The sequence below is a fragment of the Paucibacter aquatile genome, from assembly GCF_002885975.1.
Taxonomy (GTDB): Bacteria; Pseudomonadota; Gammaproteobacteria; order Burkholderiales; family Burkholderiaceae_C; genus Paucibacter_A; species Paucibacter_A aquatilis.
Genome location: NZ_POSP01000004.1, coordinates 428,326 through 454,624 on the forward strand (window position 1 = coordinate 428,326; position 26,299 = coordinate 454,624).

Consider the following 26,299-nt stretch of genomic DNA (forward strand, 5'->3'; position numbering starts at 1 on the left):
CTCTGCGGGTGTGCAGGGCTCAGCCGCTGAGGTTTTCGTCGGCCTGGGTGCCAATCTCGGGGATCTGGCGGCCACGCTGAACGCCGCACTGGCCGAGTTGGCGGCCTTGCCGCAGACGCAGTTGCAGGCTGTGTCCAGCGCCTACCGCAGCGCGCCGGTGGAGGCGGGTGGGCCGGATTTCCTCAATGCGGTCGCTCGACTGCATACCGGGCTGTCGCCCTTGGAATTGCTGGATGCGCTGCAGGCCATCGAGCTGCGTCATGGCCGCGAGCGGCCTTTCGTCAATGCGCCGCGCACCTTGGATCTGGATCTGCTCAGCCATGGCGGCCAGAGCCTGGATCTGCCGCGCCTGCGCTTGCCGCACCCGCGCCTGCATCAGCGAGCTTTTGTCCTGCGGCCCTTGATCGAGCTGGCGCCCGAGCTGCGCCTGCCGGGCCTGCAGCGCTTGGATTCGTATCTGGCGGGCGTTCAGGGCCAGGTCATCGAATGCCTGGGTCCGATCCTGAGCGACCGGAAAGGCGTCCCATGCTGAGCAGTCTTGCGGGTTGGCAGACCCTGGGTCTGCTGCTGCTGTCGAATCTCTTCATGACGGTGGCCTGGTACGGCCACCTCAAGAACATGGCGTCCAAGCCCTGGTGGATCGCGGCACTCCTGAGCTGGGGCATTGCCCTGTTCGAGTACCTGCTGCAGGTGCCAGCCAACCGCATCGGCTACGGCGCCGGCTTCAGCCTGGCCCAGCTCAAGATCACGCAGGAGGTGATCACCTTGGCGGTCTTTGTGCCGTTTTCGGTGATCTACATGGGTCAGCCCTTCAAGTCCGATTTCATCTGGGCCGGTCTGTGCCTGATGGGCGCGGTCTATTTCATCTTCCGCGGCCCCTGATCGGGCCGGTTTGATGGGCGCTCAGCGGCTGCTGCTTGGGTCCTGGCTGATTTCCTGCGCCGCCTCGACCTGGGTTTCGAAGTAGCGCTGGGCGCTGAAGGCGATGGTGGTCATCAGCGAAATGCCGCCAAGGAACACGCAAGCCACCACCCCGATGACGGCACCCCAGCCGCTGGGTCGGCTGGCCCGGCCGCCGTTGTGCTGGGCATCCCATTTCTCGTCCGAGCTCAGGCCGTAGACGATGCCGCAAATCATGGCATTGACCAGCATCAGGCCCAGCAAGGGCATCAGCACCCAGCTCAGGCGGTCGTCCTGGCCCAGCAATTCCATGCGCTGCAGGCCGTAGAGGCCCAGCAGGGTCGGCCAGGGGTGCAGCCAGGCCAGGCGGTCGCCGAAGCCGTAGAGGTAGAAGCGGTGCAGGCCCAGGCTGCCAAGCACCAGGGCCAGCCAGGTGGCCAGGGTCTTGGATTTGTGCGCGCCGCTCGGGCTTGCGTCAGTCGGCTTCAACTCGCTCATTCCGGGCTCCCGCTGTCGCCCAGGCCGAGCTGGCGCTGCATCAGGATGACGTCCAGCCAGCGGCCGAATTTCCAGCCCGCGCTCTTTAGCACCCCGGTGTCCTGAAAGCCCAGGGCCCGGTGCAGGCCGATGGAGCCCAGGTTCTCGGCATCGCCGATCACGGCCAACATCTGGCGCGCACCCAGCGCCTCGCAACGAGCGATCAGCTCGGCCAGCAGCAGGCTGCCGATGCCTTGGCCCTGGCTGTCCTGGTGCAGGTAGATCGAGTCCTCCAGGCAGAAGCGGTAGGCCATGCGCGGGCGGAAGTAATTGGCGTAGGCGTAGCCCAGGATCTGGCCTTCGCGCTCGGCCACCAGCCAGGGCAGGCCGCGGCTCAGCACCTCGGCGCGGCGGCGGCTCATTTCGGCTGTGTCGGGGATCTCGGTCTCAAACGTGCCGGTGCCGTGCGCCACGGCATGGGCGTAAATGGCCTGAATGGCGGGGATGTCGGCGTCGGTGCTGGGGCGCAGCAGGGTCGCGCTGGCGGGATTCGTGTTTTTTTCTGTGCTCATATCTCTGTTGATCCTTGGCGCCGAGTTTATAATGCTGGGTTTTGGCCTTGGTCGAACTGGTTGGTTGGAGCGTGCGCTTGGGTGATGTCCATCACCGCGGGGCGTTCGCGAAGGCGGTCGGTGCGGCGTATCTACAGGGCCAGTCACGGCAGAAGGTGTTCAGCAGCAAAGCTGGCAGCGCATTGTGCAGTGCATTCCTCCGGGGTGCGCTCAAGGTGCGAGGCAAGGCTGGTGTTTGATGTAGCCCGAGGCCACCCCGATCTACTCGCCCTGAGTGTCTCCTGGTGCGATGGATGCAATAGATTCATAGGAAACATCATGGTTGTTATTCGTCTGGCTCGCGGCGGCTCCAAGAAGCGCCCCTTCTACAACATCGTCGTGGCCAACAGCCGCCAGCGTCGTGACGGCCGCTTCATCGAGAAGGTCGGCTTCTACAACCCGGTCGCTTCGGGTGCTGCTGAGTCCCTGCGCGTTGCGCTGGACCGCGTCAGCTACTGGACCGGCGTGGGCGCCCAGCTGTCGCTCACCGTCGAGCGTCTGGTGACCGAAGCCAAGAAGGCCGCGGTCTAAATGTCGAGAACACCCGCCTCCGATTCGCGCGCTCCCGCCAGCACCGGCTCCGAAGAGCTGGCCTGGCCTGAGGACGCGGTGGAAGTCGGGTGCATTCTGGACGCCTGGGGTGTCAAAGGCTGGTTCAAGGTGCAAGCCTATTCCAGCGATGCCCAGGCTCTGTTCTCCTCGCGGCGCTGGTTCCTCCGTGCGCCCGAGGGCAACGCGCCGGCGGTGGTCAAGGTCAACAAGCCTTTGCCCCGCCTGCTCAAGATTCTCTCGATCCGCGAACATGGCGAGGGCCTGGTGGCCAACGCCCAGGACTGCGCGGATCGCAATGCGGCCGAAGCCTTGCGCGGCGCCCGCATCTTCATCTCCCGCTCGGCCTTCCCGGCGGCGGACCCGGATGAGTACTACTGGGTCGACCTGATCGGCCTGTCGGTGGTCAATCGCCAGGGCGAAACCCTGGGCGAGGTGCTGGGTCTGATCGATGCCGGCCCGCACAGCGTGCTGCGCATTGCACCGCCCGGTCTGAGCGCGCCCATCAAGCCCGATCAAGAGCGCCTGCTTCCCTTCGTTTCCGCCTACGTGGACGATGTCGATCTGGAGCAGCGCATCATCACCGTGGACTGGGGTCTGGACTACTGAGCCCAGGCGGCGCGCTTTGATGCTTCAGCCGCCTGCTTTGTGCCTCGGTTTTCCTCCCGGCCACCGTCTTTCTTTGCGCACCCTTCCTCATGCGCTTTGACATCCTGACCCTGTTCCCCGAGCTCTTTGGCCCGCATATGAGCCAGGGGGTGACGCGGCGCGCTTTCGAGAGCCGCCAGGTTGATGTCCATCTCTGGCAGCTGCGCGATTTCGCGAGCGACAACTACCGCCGTGTTGACGACCGCCCCTTTGGCGGCGGCCCGGGCATGGTGATGCTGGCGGAGCCGCTCGAGCGTGCGCTCGCCGCGGCCAAGGTGGCGCGGGTGGAGGCGCTGGCGGATGGTGCGGTCGACACGCCGCCCGCCATCATTCATTTCAGCCCCACCGGCCGGCGCATGGACCAGGCCCTGGTGCAGGAGCTGGCGCGTGGGCCCGGCGCCGTGCTGCTGTGTGGCCGCTACGAAGGCATGGATCAGCGTTTTCTCGACCGCCATGTCACGCTGGAAATCAGCCTTGGCGATTTCGTGCTTTCGGGTGGTGAGTTGCCCGCCCTGGCCTTGCTCGACGCCGTCGCGCGCCTGCAGGATGGTGTGCTGGGCGATGCCCAGTCGCATGTGCAGGACAGTTTTTCCGACGGCCTGCTCGATTGCCCGCACTACAGCCGCCCCGAGGTCCTGACCGGCCTGCCGGGCCAGACCGAAGACCTGCCGGTGCCGGCGGTGCTGATGTCCGGCCACCATGCCCAGATCGCGCGCTGGCGCCGCGAGCGCTCGCTCGAGCTGACCCAGCGCCGCCGCCCCGATTTGATCCTGGCCGCGCGTGCTGCAGGCCGCCTGAGCAAGGCGGACGAGCGCTTTCTGGCTCAGCTGCCTGCAGAAGTACGCTGAGCCGCGGCTTCTGGGAGGGCGCCGGCGTGGCCCAGTGGCGCCATGGCGGCAGGCATCTTGAGCGGCTCTAGCGGGCTGGCCCTTGGTGAATCGGTGCTGAGCGGGCTATAATGGCGGGCTGTCCGATCCTCTGGCGGGTCGAACGGGGGTAGAGCTGCTTGCCTTGGCCAGCAGCAACACTCTCACACAGCCGTGAAGCCCAGGTTGCAAGACCTGTTTTCATCGGCGCTATTTCAGCAGTCTTGGTGCGTCGAGTGACGTGTCCGAGCATCGTCGCCGCCACGATCATTTGGAGAACCTCATGGACTTGATCCAAACCCTTGAGCAAGAAGAAATTGCTCGCCTGAACAAGAACTTTCCGTCGTTCGCCCCTGGCGACACCGTGATCGTCAGCGTCAACGTCGTTGAAGGCACCCGCAAGCGCGTGCAGGCATTCGAAGGCGTCGTGATTGCCAAGCGCAACCGCGGCCTGAATTCCGGCTTCATCGTGCGCAAGATCTCCAACGGTGAGGGCGTGGAGCGTACGTTCCAGCTGTACAGCCCGCTGATCGCTTCGATCGAAGTGAAGCGTCGCGGTGATGTGCGCCGTGCCAAGCTGTACTACCTGCGTGATCGTTCGGGCAAGTCGGCTCGTATCAAGGAAAAGTTGGGCTGATCTGGCGCTTGCCAGGTTTCCCTGCGAGAAAGCCGCCTTCGGGCGGCTTTTTTTATGCCCCATCGGCTCAGCCACGAGCGAGCTGTACCCCGGGGCGGGGTGCTGCCAAAGCTATGCTTGCCCACCATGAGCCGACCTCCGATTCTTGACCCCCGCGCCGTGCCAGTCAGCGGCGTGGATGCCCATCTGCCGCCGGTCGATCCCTTGCGCCTTCAGGCCGAAGCCTTGCGCCAGCGCTTTGCCTCATCGCCGACGTGGCAGCCGGAGCATGCCGGAGATGGGGGCGCCCCGGGTTTCGCCGAGCGCAGCCCAGCGGCGGCGGCCGTGCTTCTGCCTCTGGTCGAGCGCCCGGACGGTTTGCAGTTGCTGTTGACGCGGCGCACCGACCATCTGCGCCACCACGCCGGCCAGATCAGCCTGCCGGGCGGCAAGACCGAACCCGACGATGCCGGTCCGGTGGTCACCGCCCTGCGCGAAGCCGAGGAGGAGATCGGGCTGCTCAGCGCTCACATCGAGGTGCTGGGCAGTTTGCCGATCTACACCACGGTCACTTCTTTTCAGGTGACGCCCGTGGTGGCCCTGGTGCAGCCCGGTTTTGATCTGCGTCTGGACCCCGGCGAAGTGGCCGAGGTGTTCGAGGTGCCGCTGCAGTTTCTGATGACGCCGGCGCACCATCGCCGGCATGTGTTCGTCTACGCCGGCGGGCAGCGCCAGTTCTTGTCCATGCCCTGGGGCGGGCATGCCGGCGAGCGCGATGACTTCATCTGGGGCGCCACCGCCGCGATCTTGCGCAACTTCTACCGCTTCCTCTCAGCCTGAGCGGTGGCGCCCGCTATCATCCCGGCCCATGAACTTCTTCGCGGTCCTCCTGGCATTGCTGTGTGAACAGCTCAAACCTCTCCGCCACGGCAATGGCATCCATCAAAGCGTGATCGCCTGGGTGCGCTGGACCGGTCGCAACTTCGATGCCGGCGACGAGCACCACGCCACCGTGGTCTGGTCCATCACCGCCCTGGGGCCGGCCCTGCTGACCACGGCGATCTACCTGGCTGTGCACCATTTCAGCGTCATCCTGGCGCTGGCCCTCGATGTGGTGGTGCTCTACCTGACCCTGGGCTTCCGCCAGTTCAGTCATTACTTCACCGACATCCGTGACGCGCTCGAGCGCGGCGATGACAACGAGGCCCGGCGCCTGCTGTCCGAATGGCGCCATCTGGACGCCAGTGAATTGCCGCGCACCGAGCTGGTCCGCCATGCCATCGAGCACTCGCTGCTGGCCGCGCATCGCCATGTGTTTGGCGTGTTCTTCTGGTTCGTCGTGCTGTCCACGGTCGGGCTGGGCCCGGCCGGCGCGGTGCTGTACCGCATGGCCGAATTCGCCAGCCGCTACTGGGCCTTCAAGAGCCGCACGCTGGATGCGCCGACCAATGAACGCCTGATGCTGCTCTCGCGCCGCCTGTTCGGTTGGATCGATTACCTGCCGGCACGTTTCACCGCCACCGGCTTCACCATCGTCGGCAATTTCGAAGAAGCGGTGAATGGCTGGCGCCGCGATGCCGGGCTCTGGCTGCATCCCAACGAAGGCATCATCCTGGCCTCGGCCGCCGGCGCGCTGGGCTTGCAGCTGGGCGGCGTGGCCGCACCGGGCGTGACGCCCGATCGCAGCAAGACCTTCGAAGCCGGCGTGGATGCCGACGCCACCCGCGCCGAGGGCAGCACGCCCGGGCAGCCGGCCCAGCTGGGCCATCTGCAAAGCGTGGTCGGCCTGATCTGGCGCTCGGTGGTCTTGTGGATGCTGCTGCTGGCCTTGCTGACCCTGGCCAATTTGGTCGGCTGACAGGCGCCTGCCGCAGTTCTAGCGCGGGTTTGGCTGGTGTTTTGGGCTTGATTTCGGCGATTGCCTTGTCGGCACGGCGAGATGATTGGGCAAGACCTCCGCTCACGCATTAAAGTGGAAGTATTCAAGTTGCGTGAAGGATTGGTCGAAATCCAATCCATGTACTGGTCGGCCAGTGGCTTTGCGGCGTGATGCCGCCTCCGCTGACAGTGGGCCAGCCCTGCAAAGTCTCTCTCGCGGAGGTTTGCCATGATCAACTCAGTCGCCAGCCAAAACGAAGTCGCCAGCGCTTCCATCGTTGCGCCCGCTCGTTTCAGTGCCAACACCAGCAGCAGCGCCGAGCTGCAATCACGCAAGGCCTTGCCCACCAAGCAAGCACCTCTGCCGGCTGAACCCGAATCGGCCGTGGTGGAAATCTCTAGCGAGGGCGCCCGTCGAGCCCAAGCGGCACCTGCGCAAGCAGCGCCAATTCAGGCCACGGCTGTACCGGTTGCCCAGGTGCGCCCCGAGCCGCTGCCTGGCCCCCTGCCGCCAAGCAACTCGGGTGCCGACCCAACCGGCAGGAAGCCGCGCGTGGTGGAGGCCTCACCGGATCGCAGCGAAACCCCAATCAGCCTGCCCCCCGATACGCCGGCACCGGCTGCTCAGCTGGCAACATCGGCCACGGGCAACAGTGCGGCCGCAGTGCAGAGCAGCGGTGTCGCACCGACTGATCAAGGTCTGAGCAGCGCTCAGTTCGAAGATGCCGATACCAACCAGGACGGCACCATCGATGTGATGGAGCGCAAGATCTACGATTTTTCCTACCCGACCTTGGATGGAAAGGCGTCCAGCGCCGCAGAGAGCAGTTTGGAAGCCAGTCGGCGCCAGAATCTGGCCGAACTGCGGGCCTACGAAGCGGTGGCCCGCAGCGGACGCAATCTCTGAACCTTGCCCGGAGCTGCCATAAAAAAGGCCCGCAGACGCGGGCCTTTTGCTTGCCGCAGGCCCCTGCCGTTCAACGGCCGGGCCAACGGAGTTCGGCCGATTCAAGCCGTAGCTTGAATGCCTGCAATCGCCCACTCGCGGCTTTCGTCCAGCGGGCGCACCAGATGCCAGACTTCATCGAAGTTCTCGGCAGCGGCCTCGCTTTGCTCGCGGATCAGGCCCCAGAAACGCACGCTGACGATTTGCTGGCCGTTTTCCTGGGTGCGTTCGATCACGCGGGCGTCCAGCTGCAGCACATCGGTGCGTTGGGTCGCGCCCTTGCGGTCCAGCAGCTCTTGCTGCACGGCGCCGTACATCTCGGGCGTGGTGAAGCGGCGCAGATCGGCCTGGTCACCGGCATCGTTGGCCGCTTGCAGGCGGATGAATACGCGTTTGGCGATTTGCTCGAAGGCGGCGTTTTCAGCGCTCGGGCCGGCCGGGACCGGCGCCGCACTGGCGGCTGCGGGTTGTGCCGGCTGGAAGGCCTGCGGCTGCAGTGCCGGCGCGGGCTGGGCCGGTTGCGCGGCCGGGTAAGCCGGGCCGGCCGAGGCATATTGCAGGCCGCCAGCCTGGGCGTTCTTGTTGCCGGCAAAGCGGCGCATCAGGAAGGTGATCAGGAGCAACGCAGCGCCGCCAATCAGCACCATGGTCATGATGTTGGCCAGCGCTCCACCCATGCCGAAGTGGCTGGCCAGGGCGGCGATGCCCAGGCCGGCGGCCAGGCCGGCAATCGGGCCCATCCAGCTGCGCTTGGGCGCCGCGGCAGCAGCAGCCGGTTGCGCGGCAGGGGCGGCCGGCGCGGCTTGCTGGGGTGAGGGCGTGGCCTGCTGGCCTTGGGCCGGCGCGCCGGGGGCGCTCTTGGCCGCATCATGGTTTTGCTGGGGCACGGCCCGTTTCATGCCTGCCGATCCACCGCCACCGAGGCGCTTGGCCTCGGCGTCGAAGGAGGCCAGGCTCAGAACCGAGACGGCGCTCAGGGCGATCAGGGCAGACAAGACAGCACGTTTCACAAAAACTCCTTGAAGGTCAGACGTGACCAGGGTGGCAGATGGGGGAGGCGCGGGGGATTTCAAGACTCACGAACGTCGGCCAGCACGGTGTTGCCGAAACCTGCGGAGGCCAGGAAGCGCAGCACCTTGCCCGCCGCCTCGGCCGGGCTCATCAGCTGGCCGCCGCTCTTGAAATCGGCAAAGACCTGGCGGTTTGGAAACTTGGCCGGGTCGGCGCTGCGCAGCTGCAATTGCATCTCGGTGTCGATGATGCCGGGCGCCAGCGAGACGATGGCGGCGCCCTGGCCGGCGGGCTTGGCGGCTTCGTCCAGGGCCATGGCGCGTGAAAGGTTGTCCATGCCGGCCTTGGCGGCGCAGTAGGGCGCACTGCCGGCCATGGCGCGGCGGCCCAGGCCGGAGGAGATGTTGAGGATGCGCCGCTTGGACCCCAGCTCGGCCGTGCCGTTCAGGAAGGCGCTGCTCAGCAGCAGACAGGACTCCAGGCCCACACGCAAGGCCATGGACAGCTCGGCCAGTGGCACGCCGTCTACCGGGCCGGGCGTGCTGACCACGCCGGCGTTGTTGATCAAGGTGGCGCGGCGGAATCGGCTCAGGTCTTGTTGCGCCAGCCAGGCCGCCAGGCGCTCGGCGGCCGCCAGGGGCTCGGCCAGATCGGCCTGCCATTGCTCCAGCGCCAGGCCGCGTGTGTCGGCTTCGCGCTGCAAGGCTTCGCTGCGGCCGCGCGAGATGCCGATCAGCTGATGTTCGGGCGCCAGCAGTTGCAGAGCGATGGCTTCGCCCATGCCGCGCGAGGCGCCGGTGATGATGAAAAGTTCGTGAGTGGCACTCATGGGTTCTCCTGCGCTAATCGTGGGTCAGGGCTGGCGTTCCCACACCAGCAGCAGGTTGTTGGCCGGCATGCCGATGCGCTCGCGCAGTCGCAGGCCGGCATCTTGCGCGCAGGCCAGCACCTGGTCCAGCTGACGCAGGCCCCAGGCTGGATTGCGGCTGCGCAGCTCGGCGTCAAAGGCCAGGTTGCTGGGCGCCGTCGGCTCGCCCGGCACGACAAAAGGGCCGTAAACCGTCAGCAGACCGGTCTTGGCCAGATGCCGGGACGCGCCCTGAAACAGACCTTTGGCGCTGGAGCTGGGGGCGATGTGCAACATGTTCGCGCAGTGGATCAGGTCCAGCGGCAGATGCCCGGCCGGCAAGCCCCAGTCAGCGTCTTGGACATCGAGGGCCAGGGCTGCAGGCCCTTGCGGCCACCAGGCGGCGATGGAGGCGCGGGCCTCGGGCGAGGGGTCGGAGGCCAGCCAATGCCAGCCGGGCAGGCCGGCGGCGAAGTGGGCGATGTGCTGGCCACTGCCGCTGGCGATCTCCAGCGCCCGGCCGCGGGGCGGCAGCAGGGCTTGCAAGGCCTCCAGCATGGGTTGTTTGTTGCGCTCGGCGGCCGGCGAGTGCCGGGCGCCAGGTGATTCGGGCAAGGCTGAGGACATCAAAACTCCGGCGGGCAATCGAAGGACCAGCCGTGTTCCGGCAGGCTCAGGTGGCAGGCGTGCAGCAGCAGGCGAGGTGCGGGGTGCTCGGGTGCGTACAAGGCATCGCCCACGATGGGGTGGCCCAGGGCCAGCATGTGCATTCGCAACTGGTGGGTGCGGCCGGTGATGGGCTCCAGCTCGACGCGGGTGCAAGCCTGGCCCTCGTGCAGCTCATGGCCGAGCACGCGGTAGCGGGTCTGCGAAGGCTTGCCTTGTTCGAAGCAGACCTTCTGGCGCGGCCGATTTGGCCAGTCGGTGATCAGGGGCAGGTCGATCAGCTGCCAGTCCGCTCCCGCCGCCAGGCTGCCTCGCAGCACCGCGATATAGCGCTTGTGCACGCGGCGCTCGGCAAAGTCCTGGCTCAGGCTGCGCTGCCACTCGGGGCCTCGTGCCAGCAGCAGCAGGCCGGAGGTGGCCATGTCCAGGCGGTGGACGATCAGGGCCTCGGGAAAGCGGGCTTGGGCGCGGTGGATGGCGCAGTCCTGCTTGTCCTCGCCGCGGCCGGGCACGGACAGCAGGCCGCTGGGCTTGTTCAGCAGCAGGATCTCCTCGCGCTCAACCAGCAGGTTCAGGGCGGGCAGGGGTTCCACCTTCAGAACTGGTCCACCCAGCCCGACTGCAAGGCCGATTGCGGGTTGGAGCCGGCCGCGCGCACGGCGGCCAGGGCTGCCTCGCGCGGCAGGCCCAGGCTTTTCAGCACACAGGCGGCCACGGTGCCGGTGCGGCCGATGCCGGCGGCGCAGTGCAGCAGCACCTGCTCGCCCAGCACCAGGCTGTGGGCGATCTGCTCCACACCCTGGCGGAAGGCCAGCGGGTCGGCACCGAGGCCGAAGTCACGCATGGGCAGGTGCTGCCAGCGGAAGGGCAGCCGGCCCTCGGCGATCGCCTTGTGATAGCCGGGCGAGAGCTGGGCCACCTCTTCGAGCGGGTTCAGGCAGACCACCAGATGCAGCTGGCGCAATCGCGCTTCGTCGAGGAAGGCGGGCCAGGATTCGAGGCGGCCGGGCATGGATTGCAGCCACAGGCGACCCGAGGAATGTGGATCCAGCGCAGGCAGGGAAACGGGGCGAAACGGCATGTTGTCAGGGCTTCAGGGAAGGCGGGCGGGCTCGGCGCTCAGCCAGGGGCCATCGAGGATATCGCGGGTTTCTTGCACGGCGATGGTCCAGAGCCGCTCCATCACCTCGGGCGGCTGCTGGTAGTGGCCGCCGTAGCAGCCATCGCCGAGGTAGGCGCGCTTGGCGACCGGGTCCATCAAGGCCATGCGGGCGTAGTCGACCAGGGGCTTGGGTGCATCGGGCAGGGCGACGCCGGGCAGACGGGTCAGGCCCTCGAAATTCTCCGTCCAACTGGCGTGCGAGGCCTGCGGGTCCTGCTCGCGCACAAAAGCCATGGTGCGCGGTGCCGCCCACCAGTTGTGCCATTTGAGCTGGATGCCCGGCAGCTCGGCGCCCAAGGCCTGCAAGAGCGCGGAGGCGCCGTTGTTACCGCCATGGCCGTTGACGATGACGATGCGGCGAAAACCATGCTGGTGCAGCGAGCCGATCAGGTCACGCAAGACCTGCAGCAAGGTCTCCAGACGCAAGCTCATGGTGCCAGGGTAGGCCATGTAAGTGGGTGTGACGCCGTAGGCCTGGGCCGGAAAAACGGGCACACCCAGCGGTTCGGCTGCAGCCGCCGCCACTTCTTCCGCCAGGATGGCATCCACGGCCAGGGACAGAAACGCGTGCTGCTCGACGCTGCCCAGGGGCAGCACGGCGCGGTCGTCCTGGCGCAGGTAGCGCTCGACCATGGACCAGTTGCAGTCTTTGATGCGCATGAGCTCAGAAGAAGAGGGTGGACAGGCTTTGAACGGCAGGGCGAAAGGCGTGGCGATTGTGCCCTGCAAGCGGCTTCTCATGCAGCCAAGCTGCCATGATGGCGGCCGCCTTGTTTTGCATGGCGAACACATTCTTTTCATGCCCTGTCCCCGATGAGTCCAGCTTCCGCCGCGCCTGCCATCCGCCACCCCCGCTGGGTGCTGCTGGCCATCTGCGCCCTGTCCTTGATGAGCACGGTGGGCATGGCCTTGCCCTATCCCATCCTGGCGCCGATCTTTGTCGGCGGGCCGGTCGATGATTTCACCCATTTCGCCGGCCTGGACCCGCGCCTCTTGATGGGGCTGGCGCTGGCGGCCAATCCGCTGGGCATCCTGATCGGCAATCTCTTCATCGGCCCGCTGTCCGATCGCCATGGCCGGCGCCGTGTGCTGGCCGTGACCATCACCGCCACCTTGCTCAGCTACGGGCTCACGGCCTTTGCCCTCGGTCAGCGCTGGTACCTGCTGTTCGTGCTGGCGCGCTTCATCACCGGCCTGACCGAAGGCAATGTGGCGGTGGCGCGTGCTCTGCTGGCCGATATGCATGAGCAGATCGACCGCACCCAGGCTTTTGCCTGGCTCAATGCCTGCCTCTACATGGGCTGGCTGCTGGGCCCCCTGGTCGGCGGCCTGACCCTGCCGCTGGGCGAGAGCGTGCCGTTTTTGTTGGCCGGCCTGGCCATGCTGCCTTGCCTGCTGGTGCTGACGCTCTGGGTGCCCGATTGGCGGCCGACTCCAGCGCCCGGCAGTGCCCCTCAGCCGGGTTTCTCGGGTTTCTGGCGCCAGCTGCGCGAGCAGCAGGTGTTGGGGCTCTTGCGTGCCGACCCGGTGCTGGCGGCCTTGTTTGCGCTGCAGCTGATGTACTGCCTGGGCGTCAACGCGCTGTACGAGTTCGCACCGCTGTGGATGCTGGAGAACATGGGCCTGGGCAGCGCTGGCATCGCCTGGGTGACGGCGGCGCAATGCGCGGCCATGACCACGGCCAGTGTGGTGGCGGGCCGCCTGCCCGCCAGCCGGCGACCGCTGCGGCGGGCGGCCCTGCTGGCGCTGTGTGCCGCCCTGGGCCTGAGCAGCCTGGTGCTGCTGCCCGGGCCGCTGGGCCTGGCGGCCATCGTCGGCCTGGGCTTGCCGCTGGCGCTTTACAACGCGGTGCTGCCGGCCTGGATGTCCGAGCGTTTTGCCGGCCATGGCCAGGGCCGGGTGATGGGCCTGCTGTCCACGGTGTTCTGCCTGTCGAATGTCTTGATGGCGGTGATCGGCGGTGGCCTGGCCCTGCTGTCCACACGCTGGATCATGGGCCTGGGCGGTGTCTGCTGCGTGGCCGCGTCCTTGCTGCTGCTGCGTTTGGCGCGGCGCGAAGCAGCCCGGCCTGAGCCGGTTCAGGACACGATGTAGGCGCCGGCGCCGCAGCTGATCAATCGGTCCTGCGCGTCGAAGAACTCCATGCGGGTGGAGGCCACGCGGCTGCCCAGGCGCAGCACCTGGGCGGTGGCGCGAAAGGCGGGCCCGTTGCCCGGGCGCAGGTAGTCGATGCGCAGGTCGATGGTGCCCAGCTTGCCGAAGCGCTGCAGGCGGGCCTCGGCGCTCTCGTCCAGATGCCGCGCGCCGATGGCTGCCATCACCGCCAGGCCACCCATGGCATCGAGCGTGGCACTGATGACGCCGCCGTGCAGACGCTGGTGCGTGAAATGGCCGATCAGCTCGGGCCGCATCTGCAGGCAGGCGCTGGCGGCATCGGCGGCCAGCGATTCGATCTGCAGGCCCAGCACCTGGTTGAAGCAGATCTGGCGCTCGAACATCTCGCACAGGCGCTCGGTGAACTCCGTGTCGAAGATGCTGTTCACAGGGGCGTGGTTCATGGGAGGCATGTCGCAGGAGAGCAGAAAAGAGCAGCCGGCTCAAACCACCAGCAGTTTGTGGATCAGATCGGGCGTGGAGGCGGCGCCGTATTTCTTCATCAGCCGGGCGCGGTAGACGTCCACCGTGCGCGGGCTGATGGCCAGGCGGCGGCCAATCAGCTTGCTGGTCAGGCCCTCGATCAGCAGGGCGGCGATTTCGCGCTCGCGCGGGGTCAGCTCGGCCTTGAGGCTACGGTGCGGCGAGAGGTCGACAAAGCTCCAGATGCCTTCCGCATGCGGATCGCTGGGCTTGAGCGCGCGGCCCGAGACATGGCACCAGAACAGCTGGCCGTTGCCGAGGCGGCGCATCAGGCGGTCGTCGGCATAGCAGCCCTGGGCATCGAGGCTGGCGATGATGCGCTCGCCGGTGCGTTCGAACTCGACCACGCTGGGGTAGAGGATCTCCAGGCTCTGGCCGACCAGATCCTCACGCCGCGCCTGGAACATGGCCAGCAGCTGCTGGTTGCAGTCCTGGATCAGGCGCTGCGCAGACAGCACCAGGCCCATGGGCGCGAGGTCAAAGGCGGTGCGGTAGTCGAGCGGCATGGGCAGTCGGCAGGCAAGCGATGGCGGGGCGCAATTGTGGGGCGCGATTGTGGCTCAGGCGGATCGCTTCAGGGCGCTGCGCAGCGTTCAGGGCGGGCTGACCGGCGGCATGTAGACGATTTTGAGCGAGGGATCCAGGCCGCTGCTGTCCATGAAGGCCAGGGCATTGGGTGTGTTCAACAACCAGGCGCGCAGCGCTGCGCTCTGCCCGAACTCGCGCGGCGCGCGGCCACGGCCGCTGAAGGTCATGCGTGACCAGATGGCCTTGACCTGGGCCGCATCCTTCTCAAGCACCCGGTTGTAGAACTCGTGCTTGAGCTCACCGCTCTGGCTGCCCAGCACCGGCCGGCCGCCGCCGGGCAGCTCCAGCGTTTCACCCAGGAACAAGGCCGCCACCTGCTGCTGGCTCAGCAGCTTGACCGAATTCTGGGCCGACATCACCAGCACCGGCTGGGGCGGGCTGTAGTTCCTGATGATCTGCTCGATGCGACCGCTGGCCTGCAGCCGCTCCAGTCCGGCCAGCAGCATGGCGGCATCAAGCCGGCCGTTGCGCGGCACGGCGCAGCGGAACTCGGTGCGCGTGATGGGAAGCCGCCAGTTGGCGAACTGGTGGCCGGGGGTGTTGCGCATATGCCATTCGATCTCACGCGTGTCGGACACGATGTAGGGCGAGCGGATCAGCTTGAGCTTTTGCAGATTGCGATCGACGGCAAAGGTGTCGTCCCGGCGCAGCCGCCCATCATTGAAGCGCTCCTCCAGCCCGGGGTAGACAAAGCCCAGCACCGTACCGATGGTCTGGCCACGGTGCAGCTGATCGAGTGCTGTGATGGGCACAGCCGATTCATGACCGGCCAGCACCGTGGCCAGTTCGAACAGCGGCGGACCCCAGTGGTAAGCCTCGGGGTTGCGCACCCAGTCGCGGCTCAGGTGGCAGCGCAGATCCACATCACCGGCCAGCACCGCCGCATCGACCCGGGTGCGCGGCAGTACCTGGGTTTGCACCGTCAGACCCAGTTGCTCGGCCAGGGTTTGGACGATGTCGTGGTTGATGCCTGCCACCAGTGCCCCATCGCGGTAAAAGGCATAGGGCGCCGACCACGACTGCACGGCCGAGACTCGGAGTGCTTTGCCGGCCTCCGATCTGGCGGGCGCCGAAGCCAGCGTTTGAAGCGGCGCCTGAACCGACGGCTGGGCCAGGGCCGGTGTCGCCAGCATCGCCGAGGCCGCCAGCAGCAAAGCTGGCAGGCAGGCGCGCCCGGCCCGGCCCGGCACCGGGCGGAGCCGCAGGCTGTCGCAGGTGCAGGGGCGGGCGCGTGCGTTCATGGGTGCTTCACCTCAGAACACAAAATCCAGATTCAGGCTGAGCACGCGCAACTGGCCGTCCCAGCTTGGGCCGCGGTAGCTGCCGATGGGCGGAGGCGCCGGGTAGCTCACGCTGCCGGTCTGGCCCAGGCGGATCTCCTGGGTGTTCTTCAGCCATTCGTAGTGGAGCTTGAGTGCCAGGTTCTCTGCAAAGTCCCAGCGCAGGCCGGCCTGCCAGCTGCGCCGTCCGTTGGCGCTTTGCAGGAAGCGATCAAACGCAGCGTTGGCCGCCTGCGCGGCCGGCGGCGCTCCGGCAGCGCTTTGAAATCCCAGCGCTGCCTCGACGAAGCGGGTCTGGCCAATGCCTAGGAAAGGCGTGAAGGCGCCCATGCGGCGAGACAGCTGGGCATACCAAGCATTGGCGTCGGCCACCAGGATGGAGTCGGAGCGGCGCCGCATCCATTCGCCACTCAGGGTCCAGGCGCCTTGCTCCAGATTGAACCCCCCGGTATCGATGACTGCGCGTACCTGAGCCGGCGCTCGTGCACTCAGGACACTGGCGCAGTTGGCGCAGCCTGTGGCGCCCGAGGCCAGCACTTGCAACTGGGCCAAGGTGGCGGGCAGCTGGGCGTCGATCTGATACTCCGAGCGCCCCAGGCGCAAGCTCCAGTTCCCTTGGCGCCATTGGGCTGCCAGGGCCGTGATGGCGCGAGCCTTGATGCGTCCGGTGGTCAGGTCCACTTTGGCGCGGCCGTGGACCGCGTCCAGGCTCAGCTCGCCCGGGCCCAAGGTGTGGCGCCAGATGGCGCCCAGGCCATCAACCTTGGTGATGGGGTTGAGGTGGTAGAGCGAGCTGTAGGGCCGCACATTGGTCAGGGCGTAGGCCACATTGCGTGTCTCAGACAACATGAACACCGGCAGCGCCAGGCGACCGGCCCGCAGGCTCAGCGGGGTCGAGGTCTCCCAGCCGAGGTAGAGCCATTCGGTGCGGGGCCGGAAACGCAGCACGATATCGTCCTTGGCCAGCACCTGCCACACCAGGCGCAGCGGCCCATTGGGGTTGAGGGTGAGCTGCCCGGAGAGCTGGCTGTCGCCGTCGAAGCGCCAGTCGCGCAGCGAGGCATTGGCATTGCGCGCATCGGGCCGCATGCTGGCCACGGCGTCGTTGGAGCGGTAGGCGCCCAGAGTGCCGAAACCATCGAGCTTGACCCATTCGGCCAGCTCGCCGGCGGCCGGTGCGGCGCCGATTTCCGCGTTCGGCATAGGCTCCGGTTCGGCACGCACAGCCATGGCGCCCGCGGCCAGCAGCAGGGCCGACAGCACCGATGGTCGCCAGCCGTGGCGTGCCGCGTCCTTCATAGCAGGGCGTAGGTGGTGGTGGCCTGGGCGGCCAGGCGTTCATCGGGGTTGAGGATGTCGATGCTGCCAAAAGCCAGGCTCTTGCCCCGTCGCAGCACCGTGGCGCGAATCAGGCAGAAGGGCCCCGAGACCGGACGCAAAAAGCTGGTTTGCAACTGCACGGTGGTCATGGGTTTGAATTCACCCAGCTCGGTCATCATGGCCAGCACCATGGCCGTATCGGCCGCGGCCATGGCCACCTGGCCGCACATCACGCCGCCGACATGGACAAACGCGGGCTTGACCGGCAGGCGCAGGCTCACTTCACCGGGGCTGCAGCTCAGCACCTCCAGACCCATGTCGACGATCCAGGGCGCGAAGATGCGGGGCAGGGCGGCTTGCAGGTCCGAGGCCTGGAGGCCGGACGCTGGCGGAGGGGTGTGGGTGCTCATGGCTGGTTCTCAAGGCATGTAGACAATGCGCAGGCTCGCATCCACCAGGGCCAGGGGCAAAAAACCCACGGCTTCCGCGTGACGCTGCAGGAAGAGCTTGGTGGTTTCGGCCGAACTCAATTCTGCGGGGGCTTTACGGCGACCTCCGAACTGTTGCGCCGCCCAGGAGGCTCGAAACTGGGCGGGCTCTCGCTTGAGTATCGACGCAAAAAATTGTTGACGCTCGGGGCCGTTGCTCATCACCGGCAGAGCCGGCAGATCGTCTTGCAGACTGTGGCGCAAGCCCAGGAACAGCTCGGCCAGTGCGTTGCGACTGACTTGCCGCAGACGGCTGCGTACGGACACCACCACAGCCAACGCGGGTGCGCTGCGCGCGGTGACGATGGCTTCGATGCGGCCGCTGCTGAGCAGTTGCTCCATACCCGCCAGCATGTGCTTGACCTCGTAGCGGCCACGCGGCGAAAACCAGCAGCGGTAGGCCCGTGTGCCCAGCAGCAGGCGCCAGGACGCCAGCCCTGCCGGTCCTTCGCTGCCGCTCTGGCTGGTGAACCAGCTCAGTGTCTGTCGGCTGCCAACGGCATACGGGTGGCGATCCAGGGCGAGCTTGCGCAGCATGCGCTCCTCGTCCAGTGCGTCGTCGCGCTTGAGGTGGCCCTGCGCAACCAGGGTGTCGAGCACGGGGTATGCCTGGGCTTGCAAGGTGCCGATGGCGCTGCCGAGAGGCACTTGTTCCAGCGAGTCCACCGCCGCTGCGTCGGGGTGGGCTGCCAACAGGTCCTGAACATCGAACAGACCCGGGCTTTGCGGCAGCGGCTCCGGACGAGGGGCCTGCAAGGGGCTGAGATTGCAGGCCATGTCGGCCTCGCCGTTCAGCAAGGCCGTTTCGATGCGCAGCCGTGGCAGGGCCTGCCATTCGAAGCGTGCATGAAGCAGTGCCGCCAAAGCCTGGCCAATCTCGACATCGATGCCGGCGCTGACCTGCTGCTCTCGCCAGATCACAAAGGGCGGGCTGTTGGCCCGGGAGACCGCGACCCGCAGGGCCGGCGGCTCCTCTGCGCAGCGGGCGGGCAGGGGCAGGCCACTGCACAGGACCAAGGCCGAGCACAGGGCCCGCCCGCCCGCGAGCCATTTGCCCGGCCTGCGGGACCTGCGGCGCTCGGTGTCTTGAGTGAGGCGCATGCTCGCGGCCGGTTCAGAACACAAAATCTGCGCTGACCGTCAGCAGGTTCAAGCGCCCATCCCAGGGGGCGCTGTTGGGCAGCAGGCGGATCTCGCCATCGCGCGGCGTGCTGCGGTCGCGCGTGGCCGTCCAACGTTCGAGCTGCAGCTTGAGGGCCAGCTTCTCAAAGCAATCCCAGCGCAGGCCCAGCAGTTCGATGCGGCGGTCCCAGGGGCGCTGCAGGCTGCGGTCCAGGTCGGCCAGGCTTTGCGCGCTCGCTTCGGGGCTGCCGGGTGCCGCTTGCAAGCCCAGTGGCGCTTCGGTGTGGGCGGAACGGCCGACCGCGGCATAGGGCGTCCAGCGCCCGAAACGGCGCGACAGCAGGGCGTACCAGGCCTGGACCTTGGCGTTGAAGACCGAGTTGCCGCCGCGCTGCATGGCCTCGGCGGTCAGCGTCCAGTCCTCATGCTCCCAGACCAGGGCGAGGTTGATCACATGGCCTTGGACGCCCCGGGTGCGCGCGCGCTGTGGCAGGACCTCGCTGCAATTGAGGCACAGCTGCGGCGAGTTGCTCAGCGCCTGCAACTGCGCCTCCAGGCCGGGCGAGATCAAGTCAAAGCGAAATGCGGCCCCGCCCAGGCGCAAGGCCAGGCCCTCACGCTGCCAGCGCAGGGCGCTGGCCAGCAGGGCCTGTGTGTCTACCCGTCCGCGCGGCACGGTCAGGCGGTTGCGCCCGGCGCCCAGGTCCCAGCTCAGGGTGCCACCCAAGGCTGCGCCGCTCCAGCTGGCGTTGATGCCGTCGACCGGCTCGCTGCTGTTCAGGCCGTAGACGGCCGACATGGGGCGAACGGTGGTGTGGGCAAAACCCACCCGGCTGCTCTCCGAGCTCAGAAAGATCGGCAGCGGCTGGCGCCCGATGCGCAAGGACCAATCTGGCGCGAATTGCCAGCCCAGATAGGCCCATTCGGTGTTCGGTCGGTAGCCGCGGGACAGTTCGTCCCGAGCTTGCACCTGCCAGACCCATTCCACCGTGTCGCTGCTGGACCATCGCAGTTGCAGGCCCAGCACGGTGTCGCCATCGGCGCGCCACTGCCCCGCTTGCGAGGCCAGCCGCACCCGCTCGCCGGGCCGGGCCGCCACCACGGCATCGTCATTGCGGTAGGCCGACAGAGTGCCGAAGCCTTCCAGCTGCAGGCCCTGCGCGCCGGGAGCGCCCTCAGCGAGCGCAGGGCTGGACAGGCCGCCGAGCAGGCACCCGAGCCCTAACAGCCGCGCGACCCAGGCGGGTCGAGGCTTTTGCCATCCCTTCATGCGGTTCTCCTGGAGTGAGCGCGTGTGCGCATTCCGACCGTCGAGTGTTAGGCGATTCTACGTAATGGAGTAAGTAGTAAGCTGCGAATCTTCCGGTGGATTGATGGAGAAGCATCGATGAACAAGGTTTTTGCGAGCGCGGCTGAGGCGCTGTCCGGCCTGGTCCGAGACGGCCAGCTGCTGGCCGTGGGCGGCTTCGGCCTCTGCGGCATCCCCGAGGCTTTGATTGCCGCGCTGCGCGACAGCGCCGTCAAGGACTTGACGGTCATTTCCAACAACGCCGGCGTCGACGGCTTCGGCCTCGGCCAGCTGCTGGAAACCCGCCAGATCAAGAAGATGATCTCCAGCTATGTGGGCGAGAACAAGGAGTTCGAGCGCCAGTACCTGGCCGGCGAGCTGCAGCTGGAGTTCACCCCGCAAGGCACGCTGGCCGAGAAGCTGCGCGCCGGTGGCGCCGGCATTCCGGCCTTCTACACCCGCACCGGCGTCGGCACCATCGTGGCCGAAGGCAAGGAGCTGCGCGAGTTCGACGGCCAGACCTATGTGCTGGAACACGCCCTGCTGCCCGATGTGGCCCTGGTCAAGGCCTGGAAGGCCGACAAGAGCGGCAATCTGGTCTTCCGCCGCACGGCGCGCAACTTCAACCCGGCCGTGGCCATGGCCGGCAAGGTGACCGTGGTCGAGGTGGAGCAGCTGGTCGAGGTCGGCGAGATCGATCCTGATGCGGTGCACCTGCCCGGCATCTACGTCCAGCGCATCGTGGTCAATGCCACGCCCGAAAAGCGCATTGAGAAACGCACCTTGACTGTAAAGGAGGCCTGAGATGCTGCCCCCACGTTCACTTTGTTCACTGCCCCCCGAGGGGGCGCAAGCCTCCTTCGGGACGGCCCATCAGGAGACTTGATCATGGCCTGGACCCAAGACCAAATGGCCGCCCGCGCGGCCCAGGAACTGCAAGACGGTTTCTACGTCAACCTCGGCATCGGCATCCCCACCCTGGTGGCCAATTTCGTGCCCAAGGACATCGAGGTCTGGCTGCAGAGCGAGAACGGCATGCTGGGCATCGGCCCTTTCCCGACCGAGGACGAGGTCGACGCCGATTTGATCAACGCCGGCAAGCAAACCGTCACCACCATCCCCGGCTCCAGCATTTTTGGCAGCCATGAGAGCTTCGCCATGATCCGCGGCGGCAAGATCAATCTGTCCATCCTCGGCGCCATGCAGGTCAGCGAAAAGGGCGATCTGGCCAACTGGATGATCCCGGGCAAGATGGTCAAGGGCATGGGCGGCGCCATGGACCTGGTGGCCGGCGTCAAGCGCGTGATCGTGCTGATGGAGCATGTGGCGCGCAAGAAGGACGGCACGACCGACCTCAAGATCCTGCCCCAGTGCACCCTGCCGCTGACCGGCCTGGGCGTGGTCAACCGCATCATCACCGACCTGGCCGTCATGGACGTGACGCCCGAGGGCCTCAAGCTCGTCGAGCTGGCCGAAGGCGTGACGCGCGAAGAGGTGCAGAGCAAGACCGGCGTGCCCCTGCTCTGAGCCAGGACTGAGATTCACGGCGCCCGCTCGGGCGTCTAGCCCCGCCGCTATCGTGCATGGTCGCGGGGCTTTTTGTTGGCCTGTGTTTCATGGGGGGCTGGGATCGGCCCCCGCATTAACCAGAATTTCAAGCGGCAGGGTGCTGGCTAGAGTGAGGCCTTCCACGACAACCGGCGTGAGCAGCGCCGCAGCTGTATGGCATCCGCTAGTGCGAGCCGCGAGTCTCAGGAGACTGGCGCCGATGGTGCCGCCGAAGCGCGTCTGCGCTGGCGGGCCGCCCTGTTCTTTCTGAGCATGCTGGCCCTGCTGCTGATTCCGGCGGCCTATTTTTTTCAGGCGCGCTTCGAGCCCTGTGGCAACCCGCTGGAGCCCGGCCCGGCAGCCTGGAGCCGCGACTGGTGGGCCTGTCCGATCGAGCGCAACCGCGCCGAGCGCCGTCATGGCATGGACTTGCTGGCCGAGCTGCGCGCCGTCCACACCCATGCGGACGGGCAGCGCGGCTGGGCCGTCGGCAGCCGTGGCGCCCTGCTGCGCACCGAGGACGGCGGCCGCTCCTGGGATCTGGTGGATCTGCCTGCAGAGCTGAAGTCGTCCATCCTGAACGCCCTGGTGTTCGCGGCCGATGGCTTGCGTGGCTGGGCGGCGGTTGAAGACGGCGAGATCCTGGCCACGCTCGATGGCGGCAAGAACTGGAAGCTGCAGCGGCGTGAAGCGGGCAAGAGCTGGGTGCAGCTGCTGAGCACGGCCGATGGCCTGAAAGTCTGGGCCTTGAGCCGTCAAGGCGAGGTCTATGCTTCGGAGGATGGTGGCCAGAGCTGGGTCTCGCAGGCGGAGGAGCTCTCGCGGCGCATCCTTGGGTTGGCCTTGCAAGCCGGAGGCCAGCGACTGTGGGCCGTCGACGGTAACGGGCAGGCCTGGGAGCGTCCGAGCTTGGGCGAGCCCTGGCGCATGCGCAGCTCGAGCGAGCGCCAGGCCTTTCAAACGCAGGACCCCTTGGGCATTCCGAGCCGCGTCCAGCTTTCCGCCCTGGGTACCAGGGCTTGGGCCTTGAGCCGGTCAGGCTTGTTGCAGTTCACCGAGGATGGCGGCGCGAGCTGGGCCTCACCTGCCCAGCTTCCTGGTCTGGAGATCCTCGCGGTCCACGCTCAAGAGGATGGCCTGAGTGTCTGGGCGGTGGGCCGGCGTGGGCGCATCGCCCTCAGCCGCGATGGCGGACGCACTTGGGCGCTGCAGGCCAGTGCCAGCAGCGCCGATTTGTACGCTGTGAGTTTTGCACCCGATGGCCTGCGAGGCTGGGCCGTCGGCGAGCAAGGGACGGTGCTGCGTACCGTCGATGGTGGGCAGCACTGGCGCTTGCAGCAATCCAGCCAGCGGCCGATCTGGGGCCAGGTCGCCTTGATGCCCGATGGGCGGCAGGCTTTTGTGGCCGGCCAGCCGGGCGCCATCCAGCGCACGGTTGACGGGGGGCGTGTCTGGCAGGTGCAGGCCACGGGCACGCGTGAAGATTTGTACCGCGGTGCATTCTTGAGCGATGGGCTGCGTGGTTGGGTGGTCGGCAGCCGCGGCGCCATTTTGGCGACCCGCGATGGCGGGCAAAGCTGGCAGCCCCAGGCCCGTGGTCAGATCGACAGGGAGCTCGTGGGCGTGTACTTCCTGCCTGACGGACTCAGGGGCTGGGTGGTGGGTCAGAAAGGGCTGATCCGGGCCACGGTCGATGGCGGCCTGACATGGTTGGAGCGCAGCCTGGACGCTGGGAAGCCCCAAGAGCAGACACTGTTCGGCATTCACGCCTCGGCGGACGGGCGGCGTCTGTGCGTGGTGGGCGAGCGCGGCGGCATCTGGCTCAGCGAGGATGGCGGTCAGCGCTGGCGTGTGGCCAGCCCAGCGACGCTGCCCAGAGACTTGATGGCGGTGACGGGTTCGCCCGATGGCCAGCGGCTCTGGGCTGTGGGCGAAAAGGGCCAGATGCTGCGCAGCCAGGACGGCGGGCAGACCTGGCAGACCCAGCAGCTGGCGGCCGCCGATGTGGATCTTTATGCCGTCAGCTTTCTGGCCGATGGGCAGCGCGGCTGGGTGGCGGGAGACAAGGGCAGCTTGCACTACACCCGCGACGGTGGCAGCAGTTGGCAGGCCGCCAAGACTCTGCCAGCGGGTGTCGAGCGCGCAGCGCTGGCCAGCGTCAGCTTTCTTGAAGATGGGATGACGGGTCTGGCAGCCGGCGAGGGCGGGCTCGTCCTCAGCAGCCGTGATGGCGGCCAGAGCTGGGCCCTGGCCAGCAGCGGCCATGCGCAGTGGCCGGTGCCCGGCTTCCTGGCCTTGTTGGCGGGCCTGCTGCTGCTCCTGCTGTCCTTGGTGGGGGTGATGGCCTGGCGCTTTCGGGGCGCACCACAGAGCTTGCGCGGCCTGCTCAATGCCCGTGCCGAAGCCGACACGCCAATCAGCCGGGGCGATCAGGACAAGCTCAACTTCCGCCCCGTGGTGGATGCGCTGAGCTACTTTCTGCGCCACCAGGCCACGCAAGCGCCCCTGACCGTGGCATTGACCGCCCCCTGGGGCCGGGGCAAGAGTTCGATGATGCGCATGCTGGAGGACAAGCTGCAACGCGGCGGCCTGCACACGGTCTGGTTCAATGTCTGGCACCACCAGAAGGAGCCCGTGCTGCTGGCGGCCCTGCTCAATAGCTTGAGTGCACAGGCGGTACCGGGCTGGTTGACGGTGAGCGGCTGGGCGTTCCGCAGCAAGCTGGTCTGGTTGCGCTTTGCCCGCCAGCCTTTTCTGGGCTTGGGGCCGCTGCTGATCTGGTTCTTCATGACGCTTTTCGTGCCCTTGTACCTGTTGGTGGGCACGCTGATGTATGGCTTCTCGGGGGTGGCGCTTTCTCAGGGCAGCCCGGCTTTCGCCTCGCTCGCCGACGGCCTGCTGGCGCTGGCCGCCCTGGTGACCGGCAACCCGGCCAGCGAGGCCTTGATGGCCGGCGAGTGGAGCAAGTTCCTGCGCGAGACCGTGGGCGCCCTGGGTAGCCAGCCGGCCAAGATCGTGCCCCTGCTGCTGACGCTGTGGGGGCTGCTCTCGGTCTTCTTTCTGTTCAGCCATTTCGCGCGCGCGTTTCCGGCTCGGCCGGGGGCGCTGCTGAGCAGCCTGGGGCCGCGCTTTTCGATTGCCGCGGCGGAGGAACAGACCGGCTTTCGCCAGCGCTTTCGCGACCATTTTCTCGACGTGGCCCAGGCCCTGCGGCCGGGTACGCTGACCGTGTTCATCGACGACCTGGACCGCTGCGAGCCGGCCAAGGCGGCAGAGATGTTGGAGGCGGTGAACTACCTCAGCGATGCCGGCCCCTGCTTCATCGTCTTGGGCATGGCCATGGAGGTGGTGGAGGCCCAGCTCGGTGAAACCTACAAGGACCTGGCCCAGCGCAAGCATGATTTCGATCTCGCGCGCCAGGCGCCCGAGGGCCGGCAGGCCCATGTCAGCGGCCAGGCCCTGGATGATCGTGCGGCAGCCTCAGAGGCCCCGGCGGCGCCGCCGCCCAAGGCTGCGCCCAGCAGCCAGCAGGTGCAGCTCAGCTATGCCCGCAAGTATCTGGAGAAGCTGGTGCAGATCTATGTGCCCGTGCCTTCGCCCAGCGAGGAGGGGCTGGCGCAGCTGCTGGCCGAGGATGGCGCTGCGGCGCCGCAGCGCGCCGCCGTGGCCCGGGCGCTGGCGCTGGAGCAAAGCCTGGCCCAGTTCAACCGGCGCTTCTGGGGCGTGTTTCGCTTCGCCTTCGTCTTGCTGGCCCTGCTGTGGCTGGCATCGGAGGGCCAGCAGTGGAATGCCCAGCGGGAACAGGCTCGCCGCGATGAGGAGCTGGCGAAGATGCAGGCCTGGGATCAGACCCTGCTGCAGCGCCAGGCGGCCGTGACCGAGTCGCGCGGTTATGCCCATTGGCTCTCACTTCAGCCAACGCAGGCGCCAGCGATGGCTCCGAGTCCGGCGGCCTCGGCGGCGTCAGCTTTTGGTGCCCTTCGGCGCACGCCCAGCGTCCCTCCCGCCCCGCCGCCGGACGAGGCTTTCCTTCGTGTCCAGCAGGCTCGCCAGGCGCTACAGCAGGAGCAGGCCTGGCAGCGCTCGCAGGAGTCTCAAGCCTGGCTGGACAAGCTCAGCCAGCAGCGCCGCGACGAGGCTTACCAGGACATGGAGCGCAGCGTGCAAGCCCTGGATGACAGCCTGGCCGGCTTGGCCGAGGGGCTGCAGGCTTTCCGGGCGGCGGAGCAGGGCCCTGTGCGCCGCCTGGATCCAGATGCCGCCGAGCGCCCGGGCGACAGGCCGGCGGCGCCCCGGGCTTCGGAGGCGCAGATGGCCCGTCTGGCCGAGGCCCGGCCCACGCCAGCCTCGCCCCAACTGCCCACAGAGGTCTGGGCCATCTACCTGCCCATGATGGTGTTCACCGCCTTGATGTTTGCCGGGATCCTGTTGAGCCGGCAACGCCAGCAGATTCGCGCCAGCGAGGCTTATGAAGATGCGCTGGCAGATTGCCGGCCCCTGCTGCAAAAGCTGGAGTCGCTGCGGGCGCCGCGTGAGATCAAGCGCTTCATGAACCTGAGCCGCTATCTGGCCTTGCGCGTCAATGCCCGCAGCTATGCGCGCCTGCCCTCCGGGCTGGCCTGGTGGCCAGGTTTGCGGCAGCGGATGGAAGCGCTGCTGCCCGAGCCGCCCGAGTGGCAGGAGCAGGAGGTGGTGGCCCTGGCCGCCCTGCATCTGGCCCGGGCCGAGTTGGCGCCGCAGATCGATGCCGTGCAGTGGTTGCTTGACCCGGCTTGCCGCCGGGGCGCGCCGGGCTGCACCGCCGAACTCGAGCGCCTGGGCCGGCATCTGGCTGGCGGCGCTGAGACGCAG

The 26,299-nt window shown here is 67.3% G+C and carries 27 protein-coding genes and 1 pseudogene; 13 read left to right on the plus strand and 15 right to left on the minus strand.

The features are described from left to right. Nucleotides 1-10: 10 nt before the first annotated feature. Nucleotides 11-532 carry a 2-amino-4-hydroxy-6-hydroxymethyldihydropteridine diphosphokinase gene (gene folK / locus C1O66_RS21525; protein WP_102770063.1) on the plus strand — a complete coding sequence of 174 codons (522 nt, stop codon included), beginning with the start codon at nucleotides 11-13 and terminating at the stop codon, nucleotides 530-532. Then, complete coding sequence (locus tag C1O66_RS21530) at nucleotides 526-882, plus strand: DMT family protein (protein WP_102770064.1); 357 nt, start codon at nucleotides 526-528, stop codon at nucleotides 880-882. The genes folK and C1O66_RS21530 overlap by 7 nt, the downstream gene beginning before the upstream one ends. A 21-nt stretch (nucleotides 883-903) precedes the next feature. On the opposite strand, the gene C1O66_RS21535 is transcribed toward C1O66_RS21530, so the two are convergent. Continuing rightward, complete coding sequence (locus tag C1O66_RS21535) at nucleotides 904-1,398, minus strand: TM2 domain-containing protein (RefSeq protein WP_102770065.1); 495 nt, start codon at nucleotides 1,396-1,398, stop codon at nucleotides 904-906. Then, entirely contained in the window at nucleotides 1,395-1,949 is a 555-nt protein-coding gene (locus tag C1O66_RS21540; RefSeq protein WP_102770066.1) for a GNAT family N-acetyltransferase, read from the minus strand. Before C1O66_RS21540 ends, C1O66_RS21535 begins: the two co-directional genes overlap by 4 nt. Nucleotides 1,950-2,267: 318 nt before the next feature. Between C1O66_RS21540 and rpsP the strand changes: the two genes are divergently transcribed. The 7 genes from rpsP to C1O66_RS21575 all read left to right on the plus strand — a co-directional run bounded on the left by rpsP (nucleotide 2,268) and on the right by C1O66_RS21575 (nucleotide 7,452). Beyond that, on the plus strand, nucleotides 2,268-2,519 hold the full coding sequence (gene rpsP, locus C1O66_RS21545; protein WP_102770067.1) for a 30S ribosomal protein S16: 252 nt from the start codon (nucleotides 2,268-2,270) through the stop codon (nucleotides 2,517-2,519). Next, nucleotides 2,520-3,146, plus strand: coding sequence for a ribosome maturation factor RimM (rimM, locus tag C1O66_RS21550; RefSeq protein WP_102770068.1), 627 nt, complete (start codon nucleotides 2,520-2,522; stop codon nucleotides 3,144-3,146). Nucleotides 3,147-3,235: 89 nt separating this feature from the next. Further along, nucleotides 3,236-4,033 (plus strand): tRNA (guanosine(37)-N1)-methyltransferase TrmD, encoded by a 798-nt coding sequence (gene trmD / locus C1O66_RS21555; protein ID WP_102770069.1) that lies wholly within the window; start codon nucleotides 3,236-3,238, stop codon nucleotides 4,031-4,033. A gap of 301 nt (nucleotides 4,034-4,334) precedes the next feature. Beyond that, a complete protein-coding gene (gene rplS, locus C1O66_RS21560) occupies nucleotides 4,335-4,688 on the plus strand; it encodes a 50S ribosomal protein L19 (RefSeq protein WP_102770423.1) in 354 nt (117 codons plus the stop codon). 126 nt (nucleotides 4,689-4,814) lie between these two features. Next, nucleotides 4,815-5,507 carry a CoA pyrophosphatase gene (locus C1O66_RS21565; RefSeq protein ID WP_207796054.1) on the plus strand — a complete coding sequence of 231 codons (693 nt, stop codon included), beginning with the start codon at nucleotides 4,815-4,817 and terminating at the stop codon, nucleotides 5,505-5,507. 28 nt (nucleotides 5,508-5,535) lie between these two features. Continuing rightward, on the plus strand, nucleotides 5,536-6,525 hold the full coding sequence (locus C1O66_RS21570; RefSeq protein WP_102770071.1) for a CobD/CbiB family protein: 990 nt from the start codon (nucleotides 5,536-5,538) through the stop codon (nucleotides 6,523-6,525). 249 nt (nucleotides 6,526-6,774) lie between these two features. Then, entirely contained in the window at nucleotides 6,775-7,452 is a 678-nt protein-coding gene (locus C1O66_RS21575) for a hypothetical protein (protein ID WP_102770072.1), read from the plus strand. Between the two features lie 101 nt (nucleotides 7,453-7,553). On the opposite strand, the gene C1O66_RS21580 is transcribed toward C1O66_RS21575, so the two are convergent. Genes C1O66_RS21580 through C1O66_RS21605 form a run of 6 tightly spaced genes read right to left on the minus strand, consistent with a single transcriptional unit; the run spans nucleotide 7,554 to nucleotide 11,837 of the window. Continuing rightward, complete coding sequence (locus tag C1O66_RS21580) at nucleotides 7,554-8,501, minus strand: Tim44 domain-containing protein (RefSeq protein ID WP_207796055.1); 948 nt, start codon at nucleotides 8,499-8,501, stop codon at nucleotides 7,554-7,556. Nucleotides 8,502-8,560: 59 nt separating this feature from the next. Further along, nucleotides 8,561-9,331, minus strand: a complete 771-nt coding sequence (locus tag C1O66_RS21585) for an SDR family NAD(P)-dependent oxidoreductase (protein ID WP_102770073.1) — start codon at nucleotides 9,329-9,331, stop codon at nucleotides 8,561-8,563. 24 nt (nucleotides 9,332-9,355) lie between these two features. Next, a complete protein-coding gene (locus C1O66_RS21590; RefSeq protein ID WP_102770074.1) occupies nucleotides 9,356-9,976 on the minus strand; it encodes a DUF938 domain-containing protein in 621 nt (206 codons plus the stop codon). Continuing rightward, nucleotides 9,976-10,608, minus strand: coding sequence for a pseudouridine synthase (locus tag C1O66_RS21595; RefSeq protein ID WP_243392917.1), 633 nt, complete (start codon nucleotides 10,606-10,608; stop codon nucleotides 9,976-9,978). Before C1O66_RS21595 ends, C1O66_RS21590 begins: the two co-directional genes overlap by 1 nt. 2 nt (nucleotides 10,609-10,610) lie before the next feature. Next, nucleotides 10,611-11,096 (minus strand): protein-tyrosine phosphatase family protein, encoded by a 486-nt coding sequence (locus tag C1O66_RS21600; RefSeq protein WP_102770075.1) that lies wholly within the window; start codon nucleotides 11,094-11,096, stop codon nucleotides 10,611-10,613. A 12-nt stretch (nucleotides 11,097-11,108) separates the two neighbouring features. Further along, nucleotides 11,109-11,837: a creatininase family protein gene (locus C1O66_RS21605; protein ID WP_102770076.1), complete on the minus strand. Its 729-nt coding sequence runs from the start codon at nucleotides 11,835-11,837 to the stop codon at nucleotides 11,109-11,111. A 153-nt stretch (nucleotides 11,838-11,990) separates the two neighbouring features. Here C1O66_RS21605 and C1O66_RS21610 point away from each other — a divergent pair, with 153 nt between their 5' ends. Then, the gene (locus tag C1O66_RS21610; protein WP_102770077.1) at nucleotides 11,991-13,271 is read left to right on the plus strand and encodes an MFS transporter; all 1,281 of its coding nucleotides are present in this window, start codon (nucleotides 11,991-11,993) and stop codon (nucleotides 13,269-13,271) included. Here C1O66_RS21610 and C1O66_RS21615 read toward each other — a convergent pair. From C1O66_RS21615 to C1O66_RS21645, 7 genes are all read right to left on the minus strand, one after another. Further along, nucleotides 13,256-13,735 (minus strand): thioesterase family protein, encoded by a 480-nt coding sequence (locus C1O66_RS21615; protein WP_207796056.1) that lies wholly within the window; start codon nucleotides 13,733-13,735, stop codon nucleotides 13,256-13,258. The two genes, C1O66_RS21610 and C1O66_RS21615, sit on opposite strands and share 16 nt — an antisense overlap. A 39-nt stretch (nucleotides 13,736-13,774) precedes the next feature. Beyond that, nucleotides 13,775-14,320: a PAS and helix-turn-helix domain-containing protein gene (locus tag C1O66_RS21620; protein WP_102770079.1), complete on the minus strand. Its 546-nt coding sequence runs from the start codon at nucleotides 14,318-14,320 to the stop codon at nucleotides 13,775-13,777. 87 nt (nucleotides 14,321-14,407) lie between these two features. Next, on the minus strand, nucleotides 14,408-15,643 hold the full coding sequence (locus C1O66_RS21625; RefSeq protein WP_102770080.1) for a substrate-binding periplasmic protein: 1,236 nt from the start codon (nucleotides 15,641-15,643) through the stop codon (nucleotides 14,408-14,410). A 12-nt stretch (nucleotides 15,644-15,655) separates the two neighbouring features. Then, nucleotides 15,656-16,981, minus strand: coding sequence for a hypothetical protein (locus C1O66_RS21630; protein WP_133155327.1), 1,326 nt, complete (start codon nucleotides 16,979-16,981; stop codon nucleotides 15,656-15,658). Continuing rightward, nucleotides 16,978-17,412: a PaaI family thioesterase gene (locus C1O66_RS21635; protein WP_102770082.1), complete on the minus strand. Its 435-nt coding sequence runs from the start codon at nucleotides 17,410-17,412 to the stop codon at nucleotides 16,978-16,980. Before C1O66_RS21635 ends, C1O66_RS21630 begins: the two co-directional genes overlap by 4 nt. Before the next feature lie 9 nt (nucleotides 17,413-17,421). Continuing rightward, nucleotides 17,422-18,591 carry a substrate-binding periplasmic protein gene (locus C1O66_RS21640; protein WP_102770083.1) on the minus strand — a complete coding sequence of 390 codons (1,170 nt, stop codon included), beginning with the start codon at nucleotides 18,589-18,591 and terminating at the stop codon, nucleotides 17,422-17,424. Between the two features lie 13 nt (nucleotides 18,592-18,604). Beyond that, nucleotides 18,605-19,882 carry a hypothetical protein gene (locus C1O66_RS21645; RefSeq protein ID WP_102770084.1) on the minus strand — a complete coding sequence of 426 codons (1,278 nt, stop codon included), beginning with the start codon at nucleotides 19,880-19,882 and terminating at the stop codon, nucleotides 18,605-18,607. A 117-nt stretch (nucleotides 19,883-19,999) separates the two neighbouring features. Here C1O66_RS21645 and C1O66_RS21650 point away from each other — a divergent pair, with 117 nt between their 5' ends. The 3 genes and pseudogenes from C1O66_RS21650 to C1O66_RS24755 form a co-directional block, all read left to right on the plus strand. Next, a complete protein-coding gene (locus C1O66_RS21650) occupies nucleotides 20,000-20,704 on the plus strand; it encodes a CoA transferase subunit A (protein WP_102770085.1) in 705 nt (234 codons plus the stop codon). Nucleotides 20,705-20,788: 84 nt separating this feature from the next. Continuing rightward, nucleotides 20,789-21,427, plus strand: coding sequence for a CoA transferase subunit B (locus C1O66_RS21655; protein WP_102770086.1), 639 nt, complete (start codon nucleotides 20,789-20,791; stop codon nucleotides 21,425-21,427). A gap of 444 nt (nucleotides 21,428-21,871) precedes the next feature. Continuing rightward, nucleotides 21,872-24,820, plus strand: a pseudogene (locus tag C1O66_RS24755) (YCF48-related protein); the annotation flags it as partial. Nucleotides 24,821-26,299 lie beyond the last annotated feature (1,479 nt).

Coding starts and splice junctions, on each gene's coding strand:
- C1O66_RS21530 (WP_102770064.1), top strand. CDS start 526: ATGCTGAGCAGTCTTGCGGGTTGGCAGACCCTGGGTCTGCTGCTGCTG.
- C1O66_RS21535 (WP_102770065.1), bottom strand. CDS start 1,398: ATGAGCGAGTTGAAGCCGACTGACGCAAGCCCGAGCGGCGCGCACAAA.
- C1O66_RS21540 (WP_102770066.1), bottom strand. CDS start 1,949: ATGAGCACAGAAAAAAACACGAATCCCGCCAGCGCGACCCTGCTGCGC.
- rpsP (WP_102770067.1), top strand. CDS start 2,268: ATGGTTGTTATTCGTCTGGCTCGCGGCGGCTCCAAGAAGCGCCCCTTC.
- rimM (WP_102770068.1), top strand. CDS start 2,520: ATGTCGAGAACACCCGCCTCCGATTCGCGCGCTCCCGCCAGCACCGGC.
- trmD (WP_102770069.1), top strand. CDS start 3,236: ATGCGCTTTGACATCCTGACCCTGTTCCCCGAGCTCTTTGGCCCGCAT.
- rplS (WP_102770423.1), top strand. CDS start 4,335: ATGGACTTGATCCAAACCCTTGAGCAAGAAGAAATTGCTCGCCTGAAC.
- C1O66_RS21565 (WP_207796054.1), top strand. CDS start 4,815: ATGAGCCGACCTCCGATTCTTGACCCCCGCGCCGTGCCAGTCAGCGGC.
- C1O66_RS21570 (WP_102770071.1), top strand. CDS start 5,536: ATGAACTTCTTCGCGGTCCTCCTGGCATTGCTGTGTGAACAGCTCAAA.
- C1O66_RS21575 (WP_102770072.1), top strand. CDS start 6,775: ATGATCAACTCAGTCGCCAGCCAAAACGAAGTCGCCAGCGCTTCCATC.
- C1O66_RS21585 (WP_102770073.1), bottom strand. CDS start 9,331: ATGAGTGCCACTCACGAACTTTTCATCATCACCGGCGCCTCGCGCGGC.
- C1O66_RS21590 (WP_102770074.1), bottom strand. CDS start 9,976: ATGTCCTCAGCCTTGCCCGAATCACCTGGCGCCCGGCACTCGCCGGCC.
- C1O66_RS21600 (WP_102770075.1), bottom strand. CDS start 11,096: ATGCCGTTTCGCCCCGTTTCCCTGCCTGCGCTGGATCCACATTCCTCG.
- C1O66_RS21605 (WP_102770076.1), bottom strand. CDS start 11,837: ATGCGCATCAAAGACTGCAACTGGTCCATGGTCGAGCGCTACCTGCGC.
- C1O66_RS21610 (WP_102770077.1), top strand. CDS start 11,991: ATGAGTCCAGCTTCCGCCGCGCCTGCCATCCGCCACCCCCGCTGGGTG.
- C1O66_RS21615 (WP_207796056.1), bottom strand. CDS start 13,735: ATGAACCACGCCCCTGTGAACAGCATCTTCGACACGGAGTTCACCGAG.
- C1O66_RS21620 (WP_102770079.1), bottom strand. CDS start 14,320: ATGCCGCTCGACTACCGCACCGCCTTTGACCTCGCGCCCATGGGCCTG.
- C1O66_RS21625 (WP_102770080.1), bottom strand. CDS start 15,643: ATGAACGCACGCGCCCGCCCCTGCACCTGCGACAGCCTGCGGCTCCGC.
- C1O66_RS21630 (WP_133155327.1), bottom strand. CDS start 16,981: ATGAAGGACGCGGCACGCCACGGCTGGCGACCATCGGTGCTGTCGGCC.
- C1O66_RS21635 (WP_102770082.1), bottom strand. CDS start 17,412: ATGAGCACCCACACCCCTCCGCCAGCGTCCGGCCTCCAGGCCTCGGAC.
- C1O66_RS21640 (WP_102770083.1), bottom strand. CDS start 18,591: ATGCGCCTCACTCAAGACACCGAGCGCCGCAGGTCCCGCAGGCCGGGC.
- C1O66_RS21645 (WP_102770084.1), bottom strand. CDS start 19,882: ATGAAGGGATGGCAAAAGCCTCGACCCGCCTGGGTCGCGCGGCTGTTA.
- C1O66_RS21650 (WP_102770085.1), top strand. CDS start 20,000: ATGAACAAGGTTTTTGCGAGCGCGGCTGAGGCGCTGTCCGGCCTGGTC.
- C1O66_RS21655 (WP_102770086.1), top strand. CDS start 20,789: ATGGCCTGGACCCAAGACCAAATGGCCGCCCGCGCGGCCCAGGAACTG.